At 66.7% G+C, this 18,140-nt stretch carries 19 protein-coding genes and 2 riboswitches; of the genes, 6 read left to right on the top strand and 13 right to left on the bottom strand.

The window, feature by feature from the left end; all coding sequences use genetic code 11:
* Positions 1-23: 23 nt before the first annotated feature.
* The 9 genes from fdhD to LFT49_RS04640 all read right to left on the bottom strand — a co-directional run bounded on the left by fdhD (position 24) and on the right by LFT49_RS04640 (position 8,281).
* Positions 24-932, bottom strand: a complete 909-nt coding sequence (gene fdhD / locus LFT49_RS04680) for a formate dehydrogenase accessory sulfurtransferase FdhD (RefSeq protein ID WP_237429886.1) — start codon at positions 930-932, stop codon at positions 24-26.
* A gap of 163 nt (positions 933-1,095) precedes the next feature.
* On the bottom strand, positions 1,096-2,574 hold the full coding sequence (locus tag LFT49_RS04675; protein WP_237429885.1) for a molybdopterin molybdotransferase MoeA: 1,479 nt from the start codon (positions 2,572-2,574) through the stop codon (positions 1,096-1,098).
* Positions 2,571-2,864, bottom strand: coding sequence for a DUF6457 domain-containing protein (locus LFT49_RS04670; RefSeq protein ID WP_236801181.1), 294 nt, complete (start codon positions 2,862-2,864; stop codon positions 2,571-2,573). The genes LFT49_RS04675 and LFT49_RS04670 overlap by 4 nt, the downstream gene beginning before the upstream one ends.
* Positions 2,861-3,586, bottom strand: coding sequence for a molybdenum cofactor guanylyltransferase (gene mobA / locus LFT49_RS04665; RefSeq protein WP_236801180.1), 726 nt, complete (start codon positions 3,584-3,586; stop codon positions 2,861-2,863). The genes LFT49_RS04670 and mobA overlap by 4 nt, the downstream gene beginning before the upstream one ends.
* Before the next feature lie 54 nt (positions 3,587-3,640).
* Positions 3,641-4,141: an HNH endonuclease gene (locus LFT49_RS04660; RefSeq protein WP_237429884.1), complete on the bottom strand. Its 501-nt coding sequence runs from the start codon at positions 4,139-4,141 to the stop codon at positions 3,641-3,643.
* A 264-nt stretch (positions 4,142-4,405) separates the two neighbouring features.
* A complete protein-coding gene (locus tag LFT49_RS04655) occupies positions 4,406-5,179 on the bottom strand; it encodes an NlpC/P60 family protein (protein ID WP_236801178.1) in 774 nt (257 codons plus the stop codon).
* Positions 5,180-5,341: 162 nt separating this feature from the next.
* The gene (locus LFT49_RS04650) at positions 5,342-6,028 is read right to left on the bottom strand and encodes a C40 family peptidase (RefSeq protein WP_237429883.1); all 687 of its coding nucleotides are present in this window, start codon (positions 6,026-6,028) and stop codon (positions 5,342-5,344) included.
* A gap of 61 nt (positions 6,029-6,089) precedes the next feature.
* Positions 6,090-6,267, bottom strand: a riboswitch (cyclic di-AMP (ydaO/yuaA leader).
* A 128-nt stretch (positions 6,268-6,395) separates the two neighbouring features.
* The gene (locus tag LFT49_RS04645; RefSeq protein ID WP_236802787.1) at positions 6,396-7,217 is read right to left on the bottom strand and encodes a M23 family metallopeptidase; all 822 of its coding nucleotides are present in this window, start codon (positions 7,215-7,217) and stop codon (positions 6,396-6,398) included.
* Between the two features lie 10 nt (positions 7,218-7,227).
* A riboswitch (cyclic di-AMP (ydaO/yuaA leader) is annotated at positions 7,228-7,439 on the bottom strand.
* A 140-nt stretch (positions 7,440-7,579) separates the two neighbouring features.
* Positions 7,580-8,281, bottom strand: coding sequence for a metal-dependent transcriptional regulator (locus LFT49_RS04640; protein ID WP_236801176.1), 702 nt, complete (start codon positions 8,279-8,281; stop codon positions 7,580-7,582).
* Positions 8,282-8,622: 341 nt separating this feature from the next.
* On the opposite strand from LFT49_RS04640, the gene serC reads away from it, so the two are divergent.
* Positions 8,623-9,753: a phosphoserine transaminase gene (gene serC, locus LFT49_RS04635; protein ID WP_236821326.1), complete on the top strand. Its 1,131-nt coding sequence runs from the start codon at positions 8,623-8,625 to the stop codon at positions 9,751-9,753.
* Between the two features lie 135 nt (positions 9,754-9,888).
* On the opposite strand, the gene LFT49_RS04630 is transcribed toward serC, so the two are convergent.
* Both LFT49_RS04630 and LFT49_RS04625 read right to left on the bottom strand, forming a co-directional pair.
* Entirely contained in the window at positions 9,889-10,467 is a 579-nt protein-coding gene (locus tag LFT49_RS04630) for a DUF3027 domain-containing protein (RefSeq protein WP_237429882.1), read from the bottom strand.
* 6 nt (positions 10,468-10,473) lie between these two features.
* Complete coding sequence (locus tag LFT49_RS04625; protein WP_018762148.1) at positions 10,474-10,857, bottom strand: cold-shock protein; 384 nt, start codon at positions 10,855-10,857, stop codon at positions 10,474-10,476.
* A gap of 228 nt (positions 10,858-11,085) precedes the next feature.
* Here LFT49_RS04625 and LFT49_RS04620 point away from each other — a divergent pair, with 228 nt between their 5' ends.
* The 3 genes from LFT49_RS04620 to LFT49_RS04610 are packed head-to-tail and all read left to right on the top strand — an operon-like array spanning position 11,086 to position 15,465.
* Positions 11,086-11,319, top strand: coding sequence for a hypothetical protein (locus LFT49_RS04620; protein WP_236801173.1), 234 nt, complete (start codon positions 11,086-11,088; stop codon positions 11,317-11,319).
* A 10-nt stretch (positions 11,320-11,329) separates the two neighbouring features.
* Positions 11,330-13,804, top strand: a complete 2,475-nt coding sequence (locus LFT49_RS04615; protein WP_237429881.1) for a helicase-associated domain-containing protein — start codon at positions 11,330-11,332, stop codon at positions 13,802-13,804.
* A gap of 14 nt (positions 13,805-13,818) precedes the next feature.
* Entirely contained in the window at positions 13,819-15,465 is a 1,647-nt protein-coding gene (locus LFT49_RS04610) for a DNA repair helicase XPB (protein ID WP_237429880.1), read from the top strand.
* 18 nt (positions 15,466-15,483) lie between these two features.
* Here LFT49_RS04610 and LFT49_RS04605 read toward each other — a convergent pair whose 3' ends face one another.
* Together LFT49_RS04605 and LFT49_RS04600 are read right to left on the bottom strand one after the other, a co-directional pair.
* The gene (locus tag LFT49_RS04605) at positions 15,484-16,353 is read right to left on the bottom strand and encodes an FHA domain-containing protein (RefSeq protein ID WP_237429879.1); all 870 of its coding nucleotides are present in this window, start codon (positions 16,351-16,353) and stop codon (positions 15,484-15,486) included.
* Between the two features lie 5 nt (positions 16,354-16,358).
* Positions 16,359-16,616: a hypothetical protein gene (locus LFT49_RS04600; RefSeq protein WP_236801167.1), complete on the bottom strand. Its 258-nt coding sequence runs from the start codon at positions 16,614-16,616 to the stop codon at positions 16,359-16,361.
* Positions 16,617-16,861: 245 nt separating this feature from the next.
* Here LFT49_RS04600 and LFT49_RS04595 point away from each other — a divergent pair, with 245 nt between their 5' ends.
* On the top strand, positions 16,862-17,362 hold the full coding sequence (locus LFT49_RS04595; protein WP_236801166.1) for a DUF427 domain-containing protein: 501 nt from the start codon (positions 16,862-16,864) through the stop codon (positions 17,360-17,362).
* A 67-nt stretch (positions 17,363-17,429) separates the two neighbouring features.
* Positions 17,430-18,140, top strand: a complete 711-nt coding sequence (locus LFT49_RS04590; RefSeq protein WP_142131055.1) for a response regulator transcription factor — start codon at positions 17,430-17,432, stop codon at positions 18,138-18,140.

The following is an 18,140-nucleotide window of genomic DNA, read 5'->3' as shown; positions in this document are numbered from 1 at the left end:
AGGCGGCCCCGCGCGCCAGGCCGCTATGCGCCGGACCCGTATGCACCGGGCCCCTGTGCAACAGGCAAGGCCGGTTCGGGCCGCAGGATCCGCGCGTCCCCGGCGTAGACGTTGAAGCTGGTACCCCGGCTGAACCCGGCCACGGTCAGTCCGTTGGCCTCGGCCAGTTCCACAGCCAGGCTCGAAGGGGCGCTGACGGCGGACAGGACGGGGATCCCCGCAAGGGCAGCTTTCTGCACCAGTTCGAAGGATGCCCGTCCGGACACCTGGAGGACCGTCCCGGTCAGCGGCAGGAGGCCTTCGCGCAATGCCCAGCCCACCACTTTGTCCACTGCGTTGTGCCGCCCAACGTCTTCGCGGAGGCACAGAAGCCGCGGCCCGCCGTCGTCCTCAATCTTGAACAGGCCCGCCGCGTGCACGCCCCCGGTATCGTCAAAGACGCGCTGGGATTTCCGCAGCAGCGCGGGCAGGGACGCCAGGACGTTTGCGTCCACCATCAGCGGGTCCGCCTGCGGGCTGAAGTGGGACGATTTCCGCACTGCTTCGATGGAATCCGTGCCGCAGATGCCGCAGGAGCTTGAGGTGTAGACCTTGCGCCCGGTATCGGGAAGCGGGACGTCCGGCCTCAGCTGGGCCTCTACCACATTGAACGTCTGGACCCCGTTTTCATCCTCACCGGCGCAGAAACGCAGTGATACCAACTGTTCGGGCGCCCAGATGACCCCCTCGGACACCAGGAAGCCTGCCACCAGGTCAAAGTCGTCCCCTGGCGTGCGCATGGTGACCGAGTAGGAGAGCCTGCCCAACCGGATTTCGAGCGGTTCCTCGACGGCCAGGACGTCTTCGCGGTGTCGGACCGGGTACTCCAGGGCGGCCGGCGAACCGTCCAGGACATACTTGTGCACCTTGCGGCGCTGGGTTACGCGTCCCATGTTCCACCCTGCCTGTTCATTACTCCATCATGGCACCATCGCGGCCCGCCCCAATCCAAGACCCACAGTCCAGAAGCCCACAGTCCAGAGGCCGGCAGTCTATAGGCCACGATCCAACGGCCCAGCGCACGAACGCGGGCATTGGGGTTCCGGCCCTCTAGTTTCAGCCCAGGAGCGCGCTCCAGTCCACGGGCCCGTTGGATGCCGGTTTACCCTTGGCCTGGCTGCCCCGTGCATTGCTTCTCGGCTTGGCTTTGGCCGCCCCTTCCTTGGGCGGCGGAATGGGTGGCCCCCAAGGCAGCGCGAAAGCGGGCACCGCCTCGCCCAGCTGCACGCCGTGCGGCGGCACCACCAGCACGCCGTCGGCGGCTGCCAGGCCGCGCATCATGCCGGGGCCTGTGTGCTGCGCAGGGGAAGCCATCCCATACAGCAGCCGGAACGGCATCAGGCGGGTGCGTCCGGGATCGGCGTCGATCATGGTGCCGCACGGTACTTCCTGCACGGCGGGCATAGCGCGGTGCCCCAAGGCGGCGAACAATGGTGCGCCGACGGTGGACAGGGCCATCATGGCCGCGAGCGGGTTGCCGGGAAGTCCAAGGACAAAGCGTCCGTCCGGCAGTTCGGCCAGGACGGCAGGGTGGCCGGGCCGCATTGCCACGCCGTCGATGATGAGCCGCCCGCCGAGTTCGGCAACGGCCCGCCGAAGGTGGTCCGTGCCTGAGCGCCCAGTGCCCCCGGTGGTAATGACGACGTCGGCCGGCAGGTCGGGCGCGTCCGGCACCTCCGGCAGCACGTCTTCGAGCGCCGCAAGCCATTCGGCGTACGAGTCGCCGATCCGCTGCTGTCCTGCGTGGATACCTCCGAGCATGGCGACGACGGCCGGCAGTTGCGGGCCGAACGTGTCGCGAACCTGGCCGGGAGCCGGGGTACCACGTTCCACCACCTCGGATCCGGTCAGCACCAGCCGCACCACCGGCTTTCCCTGGACCTGCACTTCGTCGTAGCCTGCCAGTGCCGCCAGGGCCAGGTGTGCCGGGTTGAGTTCCACCCCGGCCTTGACCAGGACGTCCCCTTCAAGGGCTTCCTCCCCGGCCTTCCTGATGTGTTCGCCCGCGCGGGGTTCGCCCGGCCTGGCCTTGCCTCCGACCATCACCACCGGGCCCTCATCGTCCCGGCCGAGGACTGCACTCTCGGTACGTAGGACCGCCTTGGCACCCGCGGGAATCAGGCCGCCGGTGGCAATGGGACTGGCTTGGTGCGGCGCCAGCCGGGTGCCCGGCTCCACCGGGATCCATGGACCGCTTCCGTTGACCGCCCAGCCGTCCATGGCCGAGGACGCATAGTGCGGCATGTTTTGGAGGGCCACGATGTCCTGGTCAAGTTTCCGGCCCAAGGCGATCTGCAGGGCCACGGGGCTGGGAGGAATCGGGGTGGCCGCATCGTAGGCGGCCTGCCTGGCCTCTTCCCACGTGTGTGCCAGGTGATGGTGGTGGGCATGCCCTGGTTCGGTTTCGCCCGGCTCCGTGTCGCCGGATTCAGCCCCAGCCGTACCACTTTCTTCCGCGGCGGCTTCTGCCGGTCCGGCATTCTCCGGCCCGGAACCGGGCGGTGCCATCGGATCGCTCTGGGCTTCTGCTGTCATTCGCCGGGAGTCCCGGCGGCTTCAGCCTCGTAGTCAGCTGCCAGGGTGCGGGCAACGGCCAGCGCCGCGTCCATGGAGGCTGCGTCCAGCTCCCTGCCGGGAGCGGCAGCCAGGCCTGCGGCGAAGCCGGCAATGAAGGTGGTAAGCGGTGCGGCCGGCCGGACAACGGCATGGGCGGCAACGCCGGCGAGTGCCAGCACCGCGTTGATGTCTACCTGGACGTCCTCGAGCTTGTACGCCTGGAGGAGGGCCCTGCACCATTCCTCCAGCGTTTCGTCCTGGCTTTTCACGACTTGCCTCCCACGTTAGTTCCGCCCGCGCTCCGGTCCTTGCATTCACGCTGGCTCCTGGCGGCAACCCCCAGCGCGGCAGCATCGTCCCAGGTATCCACGTCGGAGGTGGACCCGGCGGGGACTGTGACAAGCTGCACGTCCAGACTAGCAAGGAGAGCCCGGACGGAGCCGTTGACCAACGCGTCGCGTGCGGCCAACTCCGCGCAGGCTTGTTTTAACCCGGGCGTGCTGTAAAAGGCCGCCAGCGGCTGGACCTTCCCGTCGCCGGCCAGGGCCATCACGCCGCCTCCTCCGCCTCCCCCGGGGCGTGCTGCAGATGCGGCAAGAGCCTTCCGCAACACGGCCACCGCTTCGGAGGCCAACGGCATATCGCAGGCCAGCACCAGGGTGAAGGGGGCCGCTCCGCCATTTTCGCCCAAGGTGTTCAAACCAGCCGCGATGGCAGCGGCAGGCCCTGCGAACGGCGGCTCTTCCCGACAGGTGAGCACGTCGGCCGGCCAGGCTGCCGGGGATACAGGGCGGGGTGTTGTGCTTTGGGATGGCAGGAAGGCGCTGTCGCCGACGACGACAGTGCGGCGGGCGCCGGCTGCGGCGTCCAGGGCCCGTTCCAAGAGCGTTTGGCCTTGGAAGACAAGGGACTGTTTGGGTACCCCGCCCAGCCGCGAGGACCGGCCCCCGGCCAAAATCAGGGCATCAAAAACCAGGCTGTTCTCTTGCACTCCCCCAGCCTAGCCATCAGGCGGGGCAGCGATCACTCCCGTCGAAAGCGGAGGTCAGGCGGCGCGTTCGGGCAGGAGGAACGGATCCCACGCGGGCGTGGGCTTTTCCAGTTCCTTGATCTGCCAGTTGGTGCCGCGCGGAGGCTCCGGCACAAAGCGCAGGCTCCAGCCCATCTCGGTCGGGGTGTGGTCGCCCTTGACGTTGTTGCAGCGAAGACAGGCTGCCACCAGGTTCTCCCACGAGTCAGCCCCGCCCCGGGACTTGGGGTGCACATGGTCGATGGTATGCGCTGCCTTGCCGCAGTATGCGCATTTATGGCCGTCGCGTCTGAGTACGCCCCTGCGGCTGACAGCCGTGGAGTGGTTGTATCGGGGCCGGATGTACCGGTTGAGGAGGATCACGGACGGGCGGCCCAGGACGTCCGTGGGTCCCACGACAGGGTCATCCCCTTCGGCCACGACGCTCGCCTTGCCCGTGAGCACAAGCACCAGCGCCCGGCGGAAAGTAATGACCGCCAGCGGTTCATATCCAGCATTCAGAACGAGAGTGCGCATGCACTTACCTCTTCACGGCCGCACCCGTCAGGGGCACGAGGGCCGGCTGCCCTCGGCATGTCCGGGCTATGGATCGACATCACAAGAGTAAACAGAGAAGTGCAAAATCAGGTAATCGCCGCCCGGATTCCCTGCGGGGAACGTTCCCCAGCAGGGCAGGCATCAGTCCCCTGCGGGGAACTTCTTAAACGCCAAGGACCCCCGCTGCGAGGGCGGGGGTCCTTGGACAAGCACTGGCTGTTGCCAGTGCCGGACATGCGGTGCTTACCTGACGTGGATGAAAACCGGCCCGGAGCCCACGTTTGCGCTGAAGACCACGGTGTCGTTGCCGTTGAAGCCGCCATGCACGGCCATGCCGTTTCCGGCGTAAACAGCGATGTGTGCCATTCCTCCGCCACCATCGGCGTAGTAGATCAGGTCGCCGGGCTGTGCCTGGGAAGCAGGCACCGTGTCCCCCAGGGACAGGTAGCCGGCGGGCCAGTCGTGGAAGTGGATGCCGACGGCGGCCAGGGCGTTGGTCACCAGCATGGTGCAGTCCTGGTGGACGCCAAGCTGGGCGTAGGCGGCGGAGAGGATTGCAGCACCCTTGCCGCTGGCAGAAGCCTGGGCTGCGGGAGCGGCCGGGGCAGCGGCGGTGGCGACCTTGGCGGTGACCTTGGGAGCGGCAACGGGCTGGGCGGCGGGAGCAGGGGCAGCTTCCTCCACCTGAACCTGGGGCTCGGGCTCGACGACGGGGGCCGGCGTGGTGGTCACAGCTGGCTTCTCGAAGCTGATCGCAATGGTGGAAGCGGCGGAAATCGGGGCGTCGACGGCGGATTCAACTTCCAGCGCGGAGGCGGGAGCAGAGTCGCGCTTGACGTTGGCATCGGCGGCGTTGGCCGCAATGCCGCTGGTCAGGACCAGGCCGGAAGCGGCGGCGATGACCGCAGCCTGGCGGCCCATGCCGCCGGCGTTGTCGCTGACAGCCTTGGCAATGACAGCGATCGAGTTGGTCTTGGTGACCTCGGCGCGGTGCCGTGCGGTAGCACGAGTCGTCATCAGTTCTCTCTTTCGTTTTCCTTGCAACCGCAGGTAGGCAGGCAAAGTGTGTTGGACGCGCCGGCATCTTGGGGGTACGCCGGCGCGTCCCGAACGGGGATGTGGTTTCTAGCGAAGAAGCTTTGGGCAAAGAAATAGCCCTTGGAGCACGGAGCCCAAGAACTATTTGTTGAGGTGGTAGTACGACGAGGTACCGGTGGCTGCAGGCGAGTGGAGCAGCGTGCCCTGTGAGGGGTTGAGTGCGCTGATCATCATGCCGTTGCCGACGTAGATGCCAACGTGGGCGCCGCCGTTCTGGACAACCAGGTCACCCGGCTGCGGCGCGGAGGTGGGGGTCATGATGCTCCACGCGTTGGTGCGGGGAATGCTGATGCCTGCCTGGGCGTAAACCCACTGCACGAACCCGGAGCAGTCCCAGCCGGTGACGGGGCTGGTGCCGCCCCACACGTACGAGTGGCCGATGCCGGTGTAGGCGATGGCTGCGATGCCCGAGGTCGCCGCCGAGGAGACGGTCTGGGCGGTCTTGGCGGCCGGCGCGGCGTCCTGGCCGGCAGCAGCAGCAGCGGTGGCCGTGTCGGTGGACTGGGTACGCACCGGCTGCACCTTGGGAGCAGCGGTGGTTTTGACCACGGGACGTTCAAAGGAAACCGTGGCGGTGGGGGCAGCGGTGACTGCGAGGGCCGTTTGGGCCGAACCGGACTCAGTGGAAGCTGAGACACCGGCAGTGGTATCAGCAGCAGTGGCCGGCAGGCCCATGCTCAGGATCAGGCCCGAGGCGGCTGCCACAACGGCAGCCTGGCGGCCTACGGTCCCGGCATTTGCACTCACGGCCTTGGAAACGGCATCCAAGGGGTTGGTGCGAACCGTTTGCGCACGGTGGCGCGCAGAATTATGGCGTGAAGACACGAAGGTAGCCTCTCCCAATGCCTGCGAGGTGAGCTGTCGGATTCGGATGGGAGTCACCCGGCCACGCTGCTTCCTGGGAAGCTTGTGACTTAACCCCAAGGCCTTCTGAATGAAGGCCGAAATTGGTTCCCCCGCCCCTGCCAGACGATGAAATGCGAACGGACCTTGAGCGGTGGCAGAGTTAGGCAATCCACTCAAGAGCGTCAACTTCGGAAAAGTTGACGCGAGTTAGACGGTACAACAGTTTTGTTTCAATGTCACATTCAGGTCACGGCTAGTCACGGCGATCTGAGAGTGCGCAATCATTCGGTTACAACCAGCCCATGGGATCGACCACTTCGCCATTGACCTGGACTTCGAAGTGCAGGTGGCAGCCGGTGGACGCACCAGTGGTGCCGCTCAGCGCCACCACATCCCCGCGGGAGACGGTCTGGCCCACCTTCACATTGAAGGACGACAGGTGGTTGTAGGTGGTTTCCAGCCCGTTCCCGTGGTCGATGACCACTCGGTTTCCGCCGCCGAACTGATGCCAGCCCGCGAAGGTCACGGTACCCGTGGCGGCCGCCAGGACGGATGTCCCACACTGCGCCACGAAGTCCTGGCCCCGGTGGAAGTCGCCCGAGCCTCCAGTAATCGGGCTGACCCGGTAACCGAAGGGGGAAGCGGTGGCAAGGGATGCCAGCGGTGCGGCCAGGGTGCCGGCTGACGCGGCACGCGTCACGGAGCCGGCCGACTGGGCACTCAGCAGTTGCTTTAGCTTCCCGTCCGGGTCCGCCTGGGTCACCACGGCGGACCGGCTGAAGTCGATCTGGGCACCGATGTCGGCCGAGATCTCGGGCTGCGGCGTGACAGAGGAGGCTGCAAGCGGGGCGCTGCCGGCGGCATCAGTGGCCATAACGGGACTTGTGGCGGGCACGGTCACGGTCAGCACCAGGCCGGTGGCTGCCAGGGCAATGCCGGCCTTCTGGCCGATGCCGCTGGCAGCGGCAAACTCCGTCATCTGGCGGAACGGACCCCGGCGGCGGCGGGCGTCGCGATGGAGGTCGCGGGGGCGCTCCGCTGCGACAACTTCGACAACCCGCGGCGCCGAAGGGGGGCCGGCAGCACGGCGGCGTCCCCGGGGGGTTTGCATGGTCAAGAAGGGTTCCTCTCTGGAAAAGCCTGCGGAGTTAGCTGTCGGATTCGGGTCAGAGAGATCAAAGACCCGGCCCGCCAAGGGCAAGCTTCTGCGCAGGGGTATTCCCGGAAGAATCCTTCACTGGAGAGGCTTGCTGCTGACGGACTTCACCCCAAGGCAGTCCCCCGCTGCCGCTTGTGGTTCCCCCGCCTCTGCCAGTAACGACTCGTGCACCCGATCCGCTGGCAGAGCTCGGCTCCGGATCAGGTAACGCTTAAGTTTCAAACGACTGGTTCTACTATAGGGGCTTAAGACCCTAGGTAACAATTCCGTTATCTTTGGCTGGAAGGGCAGGTCCGGGGTATGGAAGTTTCGCTTCAGCCCTGCTTGACGGCCACAAAGACGTGTGCGGCAACCTCCGGCGGAAGCTCCAGCGCTCCTTCAATCCCGGCCACCCGCACCGAGATGTAGTCGCCCACGCGCTCCAGGGCCACTGCAGCGCCGGGCCGGATTCCGCCTTCGTCCAACTGCGACAGCAGCTCCGGCTCCACCTGGATCGGCTCCGCGAGGCGGCTGATGGTCACGCCGGAAGCAGGCACGTAGCTCTTCATCGCCTCCACCAGGCTGATGGCGCCGTCACCGAAGCCGGGGGCCGGCCGGCCGCCCAGCGCGGCAAGGCCCGGGATGGGGTTGCCGTACGGGGATTCGGTGGGGTGGTCCAGTATCTCGTAGATGCGGCGCTCCACCCGCTCACTCATCACATGTTCCCAGCGGCAGGCTTCATCGTGGACGTAGGCCCAGTCCAGCCCGATGACGTCCGCCAGCAGGCGTTCGGCCAGCCGGTGCTTGCGCATCACCTCCGTGGCGCGCTTGCGCCCGGTGTCAGTGAGCTCCAAATGCCTGTCACCAGAGACAACAACGAGTCCATCGCGCTCCATCCTGCCGATGGTCTGGGAGACGGTGGGGCCGGAGTGGCGCAAGCGCTCGGCAATACGGGCCCGGAGGGCAACGATGTTTTCTTCCTCAAGCTCCAGGATGGTCCTGAGGTACATCTCCGTAGTGTCGATCAGATCCGTCATCCAGCTCAGCTCCTCGAGCGCAGTACCTTGCGTTGTCCCACCGTATCGCCTCTTCCCGCGAGGTAGTCCGGGGGAAAGCTTAGCCTATTTTGACTTTGTCCGAATAGCTGCGGCCCCAAGGGGAGCCGCAACAGGTGCACGCGGAAGGGTTGCACAGGCGGGACACTTGCACGCCCGCCGCGTTGTCTCAGTGTCTGGACTTTGCCGCTGCCGGTTGCCGCCCACCGCCGCTGTTCAGGCAGAATGGGAAAGGCCTATGGCACAGCCGCCGCCCGGCTGCCGGCCACCACAACCCGCCCGTGCGGACCAAAGCGTTCGTCCCCGCCGAAATTGGAGCACCTGTGAGCGACACCAGCATCACGATTCCCGCCGACCTCCTGCCCAAGGACGGACGGTTCGGTGCCGGTCCGTCAAAGGTCCGGCAGGAACAGATCGATGCCCTCGCCGCAGCGTCCAAAACCATCCTCGGCACCTCTCACCGCCAAGCCCCGGTCAAGAACCTGGTGGGGTCCGTCCGTGAAGGGCTGAGCCAGTTCTTCCGCGCCCCGGAAGGCTACGAGGTTGTCCTTGGCGTTGGCGGCTCCACTGCTTTCTGGGATATCGCGAGCTTCGGCCTGGTGGAGAAGAAGGCCCAGCACCTCTCCTTTGGCGAGTTCGGGTCCAAGTTCGCTGCGGCCACCAACAAGGCACCTTTCCTGGAAGCCTCCTCGATCATCAAGTCCGAGCCCGGCACCCGACCAATGGCACAGGCCGAGGCCGGGGTGGACGTTTATGCCTGGCCGCAGAATGAGACCTCCACCGGTGTGGCAGCCCCGGTCCAGCGGGTTTCCGGAGTCGACGAGGGATCGCTTGTCCTGGTGGACGCCACCTCGGCTGCCGGCGGCCTGGATGTGGACGTTGCCCAGAGCGACGTCTACTACTTCGCGCCCCAGAAGAACTTCGCCTCTGACGGCGGCCTGTGGCTTGGCCTGTTCTCCCCCGCCGCTCTTGACCGGGCCGCCCGCATCAAGGCCAGCGGCCGCTGGATCCCGGACTTCCTGGACCTCCAGACTGCCATTGACAACTCCCGCCTGAACCAGACCTACAACACGCCCTCGCTGTCCACGCTGGTGACCCTGGATGCCCAGGTGCAGTGGCTGAATTCCAACGGCGGCCTGGATTTCGCAGCTGCACGCACCGCCGATTCAGCCGGACGCATCTACAGCTGGGCCGAGGCTTCCGATTTCGCCACCCCGTTCGTTGCCAAGCCGGAGGAACGCTCCAACGTCATCGCCACCATCGACTTCGATGAGTCGGTGGACGCCGCCGCAGTGGCCAAGATCCTGCGCGCCAACGGCATCGTGGACACCGAGCCCTACCGGAAGCTGGGCCGCAACCAGCTGCGCATCGCCACCTTCGTGGCCATCGAGCCCAGCGACGTCTCGGCCCTGCTTGCCAGCATTGACTACGTGGTGGGCGAGCTGCGCAAGTAGGCACAGTGGACCATCAGGCCCTGTCCATACGCTGGCACGCTTAACGTACGACGGCGCCGCCCGGGTTTATCCCGGACGGCGCCGTTTTCGTTGTGCCTGGCAAAGGGCGGGGCCGGCCTCGCGGTAAAGGTGCGGCTAGGCTCCTGCCTGCGCTCCGTCGTCGTCCGCCGATTCCCCTGCCGGCCCTGGGTCCCCTTCCGCAGCGTGGCCGTCGGCGGCCTCGGCGGGTTCCGCCGTCAAGGGACCACCGTTCTCCTGGCCGTCTGTTTCCTGGGCCTCTGTTTCGTGGCCACCCGCTTCAGGCTCCTGCGGCTGTTCGTCCTCGGGACGGACACGCTCGGCCCACGGCACCCACTCCGGGGCGAGGATGGAATCCTCGGACGGCAGCAGGCCCAGTTCGTTGACCGTGACCACCTTGGAGCGCGAGTTCCGGGTCAGCACCGCGTACCACTGCCACCCTGCGTAGCCGGGCAGCCGGGACTCGAACAGGTGCGTCACCAGCCGGTCGCCCTCGCTCTTGGCCGCAAGGTGCGCGCCGATGGTGGCGGCCGGCGTGATGCTTTCCACTGCGCTCCGGGCGGCATCAACAGCCGCGGCCAGGAAAGCGTCAGGCTTGCCCGTACGCCACACGGGCACGCCGGCCTTGCGCTTGGGCGGGGTCTTGGCAGCCTGCTCCTGCACTGGCGCGCCCGGCTGTTCAGATTGGGGATTCATGGGCGCTTAAACGTCCAGCTCGTCGGCAACCTTGCGCAGGGCGGCAGCAATGGCCTTGCCCTTGTTGCCGTCCGGGTACTTGCCCTTGGAGAGGGTGCCGGACAGATTGTCCAGGACGGTCACCAGGTCCTGCACCAGCGGGGCGAGGTCCTTGGCGCTGGGACGCTTCGCCTTGGCAATGGACGGGGTCTTGTCCAGCACCCGCAGGCCCAGTGCCTGCGCTCCCTTGCGGCCGTCCGCCACACCGAACTCCACCCGGGTGCCCGCTTTCAGCTCCGTTACCCCTTCGGGCAGCGACGACTTGGGCAGGAAGACCTCCTGGCCGTCTTCGCCCGCGAGGAACCCAAAGCCCTTGTCCTTGTCATACCACTTGACCTTGCCGGTAGGCACGTAATCAACCTTCTTCGTTCTGCTGTCATGAGACACGGCCGCCTGCCACCGCATCCGCATTGTTGTGCGGGTTCAAGGTATGGCAAGCGCAAACCGTGTTGGTCTGTATCCTTCAAGGTTATCCTGCCGGATGCCCTCATTACGCTTTCCCCAGCACTGTTCCGCCGCAGGCGCAAGGGCGCCGGGAGTGTTTAACCCCACCAATGCAGCCGCTGTAGCGTTACGTCCATGACTCCCTCGCGTTACCGGCGGCCGCTGATGGTCCTCGCCGCTGTTATTGCCGTGCTGTCCCTCATAGCCGTAGGGATGGTCATGGCGCTTGCCTTCACCGGGTCGGTGGCCCCCACATGGGTCACCTACTCCGCGCTGTACGGCCTCCCGGTGGCCTTCATCCTGATGCTGGTAGTGGTCCTGGACGGCGTCGCCGCCCGTCGGCGGGCGGGAAAGGCTGAGCGGCGGTAACGTTGGACTGATGTCCCTTATTCGCGCGCTCGGCATGGAACTGGAGGCACGCAGCGACGATTCGCTGCGGGCGTTGTTCGCCGCGCGGCCGGACCTCATCTCCCCCTCCGTTCCGGATTTCGCGGCGTTGGCGGCGCGCGCCACTTCCCGCGTCAGCGTCCAGCGCGCCCTCGAGCGGCTCAACCGCCCGCAGATGCAGGTCCTGGAGACCCTGCACCTCTGCACCAACACGGACACCGGGCACAGCGCCTCGGCGGAAGGCCTGCACCAGCTGATCCGCGGTTCCTCGCCGGCAGTCGTTGAGCAGATCATCGGCACCCTGCAGGAGCTTGCCCTGGTGCACCCCGCCGCTCCCCCGCACGGCACCCCTGCCGCGGCCGGCCAGCAATTCTTCCTGCCGGTGGGCTCGCTCAAGGACGTGGTGGGCATCTACCCGGCAGGGCTGGGCCGGAGCTACACGGAGCTGGTCCGCCTTCAGCCGGCCTTCGCGCAACGGGCGGTGCAGCTGGTCGCCGAGCTGCACCGCAGCGGGTTCGCGATCCACGGCGCCACCACGCCGATGGAGGCGGCCCTGGCGCTTCAGCACTGGACATCGTCCCCCGAAGCCCTGCAGGACATCCTGGCCAAGGCCCCGGAGCGGACGACGGCGCTGCTTGCCAAGTTCCGGAACTGGGCCATGGGTGCCGTCCCCCAGGCGCAACGGAAAGCCTCGGTCGCCACGGAGGGGGCCGACGTCGGGCCCGTGGACTGGCTCCTTGCACGCGGGCTGCTGGTGCCGCTGGACGCGGCGCACGTTGAGCTGCCGCACAGCGTGGGACTGGCACTGCGCGGCGGCGCAATCATCAATGACTTCACCCTTTCACCGCCGGTTGCCGAACTTGGCCGCACCACCGCGGCGCTGCGCAGGAATGCGGCCCTGAGTGCTATTTCCGAAACCCTTCGGCTGGTCTCCGAACTGTTGCATGCGGTTAAGACGCAGCCGCTGGCCACCCTGCGAAGCGGGGGCGTGGGCGTCCGCGAGCTGCGGCGGCTGTCCGACCAGCTGCGCATTGACCAGGGCGCGGTGGGCCGGCTGCTGGAGCTGTGCGGCCTGGCCGGCCTGATCCGCCTCGACGTCGATTCGTCATCGTGGGTGCAGCCGCCGGAGCTGGAGTGGCTGGTCCTGCCCCGGCAGGAACAATGGCTGTGGCTGGTGAACGCCTGGCTGGCCAGCGAGCGCGTGCCCTCCATGGTGGGCCAACCCGTCAATTCAGCGCCTGGGGCGGCGGCCGCCCGCTCGGCCTCCGGCACCACGATCGCCGCCTTGTCCGCCGGGGCCCAGCGCCCGGATGCCCCGGTGGTCCGCAAACGCATCCTGGAAATCCTGCTTGAGCTGACGCGGGAAGCCGAGGACGGCGACGGTGGCGCGCCCGTCCTTGATGCCGCCGCGGTGCTGCAGCGCGCCGAATGGTCCCAGCCGCGGATGGCCCGGCGGTTCAGTTCCCTGATCCGGGGCGTCCTTGCCGAGGCTGAAATGCTGGGCCTGGTGGGCTCCGGGGCCCTGAGCCAGCTGGGGAGCGCCTTCGCGGAGGACGACCCCGATGCCGCCCTTGCCATTCTGGGCGAACATCTGCCCGCCGCCCTGAACCACGTGCTGCTGCAGGCTGACCTGACCGCTGTTGCTCCCGGTTACCTCTCCCCTGCACTGACGGAACAGCTCCAGGGAATGGCCGACGCCGAGGGGCAGGGTCCTGCCACCATTTACCGGTTCTCCGCGGAGTCGATCAAACGCGCACTGGACGGCGGCTACGACGCCGCCGGCCTGCTGGCATTCCTCCGGGAGCACTCGGCCACGGCGGTTCCCCAGCCGCTGCAGTACCTGGTGGAGGACACCGCTTCGCGGCACGGCAGACTGCACGTGGGCCAGGCTGCGAGCTTCATCCACAGCGAGGATGAAACCGCGCTCACGGACCTGCTGGCGGGACCCAAGGCTGCCCAGTTGGGCCTTGTCAGGCTGGCCCCCACGGTTGTCGCGTCCTCCGCGCCGCCCCGCGAGCTTGCCGCCGTGCTCCGCAGCCTGGGCCTCTCCCCGTCGGTGGACGGGGCCGAACCCGCAGCGCACCTCCGCCGGCCCTCTGCACCCCACGAGAGCCTGCGCCCGGTGTACACCGCCCCGCGGATGGCGCCCGCGGCTGAGGAGGTGGAAGCGCAGCTGGACGTGCTGCGGCAAGCCGGCACCGCCGTCGGGCACCACCCCGGAGCAGCGAGCGGCAGCGAGGTTGCCACGCAGCTGGGGCTTGAGGCGCTGCAAAGGGCCATCCGGCTCAAGCAGCGGATCAACATGAACGTGGTGGACAACCTGGGGAATGCCAGCCTGGAAGTTGTTGTTCCGCTATCAGTAAGCGGGGGCAGGGTCCGCGTGTTCGATCCGGCCAAGGACACCGAACGGGTCCTCTCCGTCCACCGCATCATCGACATCGAGGCCGCAGAGGAACTGCGCCAGTAAAGGATTCCCCCCGCGTGACCGACGGACCCCTGATCGTCCAAAGCGACAAGACCATCCTCCTCGAGGTGGACCACGAGCTGGCCACCGAAGCCCGGCACGCCATTGCGCCCTTCGCCGAGCTGGAACGTGCGCCCGAGCACATGCACAGCTACCGGCTTACCCCGCTGGGCCTGTGGAACGCCCGTGCCGCCGGGCTGGACGCCGAAAAGGTACTGGACGTGCTGTTGAAATACTCCCGCTTCCCTGTGCCGCATTCACTGCTGATCGATGTCGAAGAAACCATGTCCCGGTACGGCCGGCTGCGCTTGGAAAAGGACCCCCGCCACGGGCTGGTCATGCGGACCGATGACTACCCCGTCCTGGAGGAAGTGATCCGGGCCAAGAAGATCGCCCCGCTGCTGGGACCCAGGATCGACGGCGAGACGGTGGTGGTGCACGCCTCGCAGCGGGGGCAGCTCAAGCAGCTGCTGCTGAAGCTCGGCTGGCCCGCGGAGGACTTGGCCGGTTATGTGGACGGCACCCCGCACCTGATTTCGCTCAATGAAGACGGGTGGCAGCTTCGGCCGTATCAGCGTCTGGCCAGCGAGAACTTCTGGGCGGGCGGCAGCGGAGTAGTGGTGCTGCCCTGTGGCGCCGGCAAAACCCTGGTGGGCGCCGCGGCCATGGCCACCGGTTCCACCACAACACTGATCCTGGTCACCAACACCGTCGCCGCCCGGCAGTGGAAGGACGAACTGCTCCGGCGCACCTCCCTTACCGAGGAAGAGGTGGGTGAATACTCCGGCGCCCTCAAGGAGGTGCGGCCGGTAACCATCGCCACCTACCAGGTGCTCACCACCAAGCGGGGCGGCATCTATCCCCATCTGGAACTGGTGGACGGCCATGACTGGGGACTGATCATCTATGACGAGGTCCACCTCCTTCCGGCACCGATCTTCCGGATGACCGCAGACCTGCAGGCGCGCCGGCGGCTTGGGCTGACTGCCACCCTGGTCCGGGAGGACGGCCGCGAAGGCGAGGTTTTCAGCCTGATCGGTCCCAAACGGTACGACGCGCCGTGGAAGGACATCGAGTCCCAGGGCTACATCGCACCCGCGGACTGCGTTGAGGTCCGGGTGGACCTGCCCAAGGACGAACGCGTCGCCTACGCCATGGCCGATGACGCCGACAAGTACCGGCTCTGCGCCACCTCCGAATCCAAGACCCGGGTGGTGGAGGAACTGGTGGCCCGGCACACGGGTGAACAGCTGCTGGTGATCGGCCAGTACATCGACCAGCTGGATGAGCTCGGCGAGCGCCTGGAGGCGCCCGTCATCAAGGGCGACACGTCGGTCAAGGTACGGCAGAAGCTCTTTGATTTGTTCCGCGCGGGAGAACTGCAAACCCTGGTGGTGTCCAAGGTGGCCAACTTCTCCATCGACCTGCCTGAGGCTTCGGTGGCCATCCAGGTCTCGGGCTCCTTTGGATCCCGGCAGGAGGAGGCCCAACGGCTGGGCCGGCTGCTGCGGCCCAAGAAAGACGGCCGGGCGGCGCGCTTCTACTCCCTCGTGGCACGCGACACCCTGGACCAGGACTTCGCCGCCAAGCGCCAGAGGTTCCTGGCAGAGCAGGGGTATGCGTACCGGATCATGGACGCCAAGGACGTTGCCGCAGCCGACTGATCCGCCGCGGGCGCCCTCCTAGCGGATGTATTCCGAGCTGTCCCGCTCCATGGTTCCTGTCCGCGGGTCCAGCTGGGGGCGTTCGTAGGCAAGTTCCCCGCCGCTGCGCCCGCCAAAGGGACGTCCGTGGTCAGCGAATTCCTCCCGGAAAAATGCCAGACACCACTGCCCCATTTGCATCCTGGCACCTGTCCGCAGCACGGAGGGCCCGTTGCGGCGGACACTGCCGCTGACGTCCGCATGCGGTACCAGCACGTATTCGTCCTGGTCGTCGTGCACAATTTCGGCGTGGAGTGCCTCCAAACCCTCCAGCTGGACATCGGATCCATCGCCGCTGCCGATGGTCGTGACATCTCCCGTGAGGGCTACCTCCCGCGGAATCTGCCCCGTCCACGTGGCGGCGTCCTGGACGAAGATCAGGCGCGGCCGTCCACCACCCCTGGCGTAATGGGTGGTGGTAATGCGGCGGACAATGTTCCGCTGGACCGTGGGGACCAATGGCAAAGGTGTGGACGGCGGCAGCAGCGGTACCCCCTTGGACCCACGCCTGCCCTGCCTGACCAGCGGGAGCAGGGAGCCGAGTTTGCCCAGCTTGATGTGGGGTGAGCGCGTCACCAGCCGTTGCGAAGCAGGGCTGTCCACCTTGCCCAGGCTGACGATGTTGCCGTCGGGGCCGGCCAGGGTGACGGTCAGCCCCTTGCGGGCGAGCATCTCCGCCAGCGGCTTGACCTCATCCATCGACGGCAGGCCGCTGCCGGTCAACGGTGCCAGCTCCTCAAGGGACACAGTCACTTCCGTTCCCGCGGCCCTGGCCCTGCCCGATGTGACCACACCGGATTCATCGGTGTACGAAAAGTCCAGATCAACGTCCAGACGGTTCTCCGCCATTTTGGTCAGCCGCGGTTCGCGTCCGGCCCGGAAACGTCCCGGTCGCTGGTGGTGACCCGCAGGCTGCCATTGAGCTTCCAGGTGGCACGCGGCGCGTCGGGGCCAATATCCCGCGGAACTTCGACGGTCATGTCGATGAACTGGTAATTGATCGCTGCACCCTTGCCAGTGAGATAGGACCACATCTCCTCGGCAAGGTCTGCCCAGTCCCGGATCGTGCGGTCGCCTGCGGCTGCGTTTTCGGTGGCGCTCAAGTCAGTCATGATGATCTATCCCCTTCATTGGGTCAGGAACTATCCAATAACTACCGGTGTTGGCGCGGCTCCCGCCGGCGGATGCATGCACTCCGGGGGGAACCGTTGGAACGCTGGTGCGCCGGGCGCAGGTGCCCGGCAAGCATCACTGTATTCCGGCGCCACAGGCTGCGGAAGACGGCAGGGGCTGAACGTTCTTTCCACGAATTGGGTTCCCTGATGCACAAAGGGGCTGCTGGACTCAGACTGTAAGTATGACTACAAGAATCGTTCGTGCCACCCCCGGCCCTGGGCAGGAATCGGTGTGGGACTACCCCCGCCCGCCCCGGATCGAAGCCAGCAGCGAGCGCATCCGCATTGTCCTGGGCGGGGAGCTGATCCTCGACACCACGGATTCACTGCGGGTCCTGGAGACCAGCCACCCGCCCGTGTACTACGTCCTTGAGTCGGCATTTGCCGCCGGCGCGCTGGAGCCGTCCTCGGGCAGCAGCTTCTGCGAGTTCAAGGGCGCTGCGAAGTACCTGACCGTCTGCGGCGGCGGGAAGGAAGCGGACAGCGCCGCGTGGTCCTACCCCGAGCCGGCGCCAGGTTTTGAGGCGCTGGCCGGCAGGGTCGCCGTCTACCCGGGCCGGATGGACTACTGCGAGGTGGACGGTGAGCGGGTCACTGCACAGCCGGGCCGCTTCTACGGCGGCTGGATCACCAGCCGGGTTGTGGGCCCGTTCAAGGGGGAACCGGGAACCATGGGCTGGTAAGGCCAAGCCCATCATGCTCACAACGAATATCCAGACAACTCCCAGAGACTGGGAGCATGATGGGAGCATGAACAAGAACGGTCCAGAAGCCAGGCTGCTCGTCGTTGATGATGAACCCAACATCCGCGAGCTCCTTTCCACGTCACTGCGGTTCGCCGGCTTTGAAGTGGTCTCCGCAGCAAACGGGCGCGATGCCCTGGCCGCGGCCGACACCCACGCCCCTGACCTGGCCGTGCTTGACGTCATGCTCCCCGACATGGACGGATTTACTGTCACCCGCCGGCTCCGCGCCTCCGGGAAGCACTTTCCCGTCCTCTTCCTGACGGCAAAGGACGACACCGAGGACAAAGTCACCGGACTGACCGTGGGCGGGGACGATTACGTCACCAAGCCCTTCAGCCTGGATGAAGTGGTGGCGCGCATCCGGGCGGTGCTCCGCCGGACCCAGCCCCTGCTGGACGACGACGCCGTGATCCGCGTGGACGACCTGGAACTCGACGACGACGCCCACGAAGTACGGCGCGGCGGCACGGTCATCGAGCTCTCCCCCACGGAGTTCAAGCTGCTGCGCTACCTCATGCTCAATCCCAACCGGGTGCTGTCCAAGTCGCAGATCCTGGACCACGTCTGGGAGTACAACTTCAATGGCGATGCGTCCATTGTTGAGTCCTACATCTCCTACCTGCGGCGGAAGGTGGACATCGACCCCGACGCACCGGCCCTGATCCAGACCAAGCGCGGCGTGGGCTACGTGCTGCGGACGGCCGAAAAGCGCTGA

It is taken from the genome of Arthrobacter sp. FW306-06-A (genome assembly GCF_021870055.1).
Taxonomy (GTDB): Bacteria; Actinomycetota; Actinomycetes; order Actinomycetales; family Micrococcaceae; genus Arthrobacter.
Note: the sequence above shows the minus strand (reverse complement) of the source record. Positions and strands in the feature narration are given on the sequence as shown.

Bases quoted from the DNA above. Each gene is read 5' to 3' on its own strand.
- fdhD (WP_237429886.1), bottom strand. From the start codon at position 932: ATGGGACGCGTAACCCAGCGCCGCAAGGTGCACAAGTATGTCCTGGAC.
- LFT49_RS04675 (WP_237429885.1), bottom strand. From the start codon at position 2,574: ATGACAGCAGAAGCCCAGAGCGATCCGATGGCACCGCCCGGTTCCGGG.
- LFT49_RS04660 (WP_237429884.1), bottom strand. From the start codon at position 4,141: ATGCGCACTCTCGTTCTGAATGCTGGATATGAACCGCTGGCGGTCATT.
- LFT49_RS04655 (WP_236801178.1), bottom strand. From the start codon at position 5,179: ATGACGACTCGTGCTACCGCACGGCACCGCGCCGAGGTCACCAAGACC.
- LFT49_RS04645 (WP_236802787.1), bottom strand. From the start codon at position 7,217: ATGCAAACCCCCCGGGGACGCCGCCGTGCTGCCGGCCCCCCTTCGGCG.
- LFT49_RS04640 (WP_236801176.1), bottom strand. From the start codon at position 8,281: ATGACGGATCTGATCGACACTACGGAGATGTACCTCAGGACCATCCTG.
- LFT49_RS04630 (WP_237429882.1), bottom strand. From the start codon at position 10,467: ATGAATCCCCAATCTGAACAGCCGGGCGCGCCAGTGCAGGAGCAGGCT.
- LFT49_RS04620 (WP_236801173.1), top strand. From the start codon at position 11,086: ATGACTCCCTCGCGTTACCGGCGGCCGCTGATGGTCCTCGCCGCTGTT.
- LFT49_RS04615 (WP_237429881.1), top strand. From the start codon at position 11,330: ATGTCCCTTATTCGCGCGCTCGGCATGGAACTGGAGGCACGCAGCGAC.
- LFT49_RS04605 (WP_237429879.1), bottom strand. From the start codon at position 16,353: ATGGCGGAGAACCGTCTGGACGTTGATCTGGACTTTTCGTACACCGAT.
- LFT49_RS04600 (WP_236801167.1), bottom strand. From the start codon at position 16,616: ATGACTGACTTGAGCGCCACCGAAAACGCAGCCGCAGGCGACCGCACG.
- LFT49_RS04595 (WP_236801166.1), top strand. From the start codon at position 16,862: ATGACTACAAGAATCGTTCGTGCCACCCCCGGCCCTGGGCAGGAATCG.
- LFT49_RS04590 (WP_142131055.1), top strand. From the start codon at position 17,430: ATGAACAAGAACGGTCCAGAAGCCAGGCTGCTCGTCGTTGATGATGAA.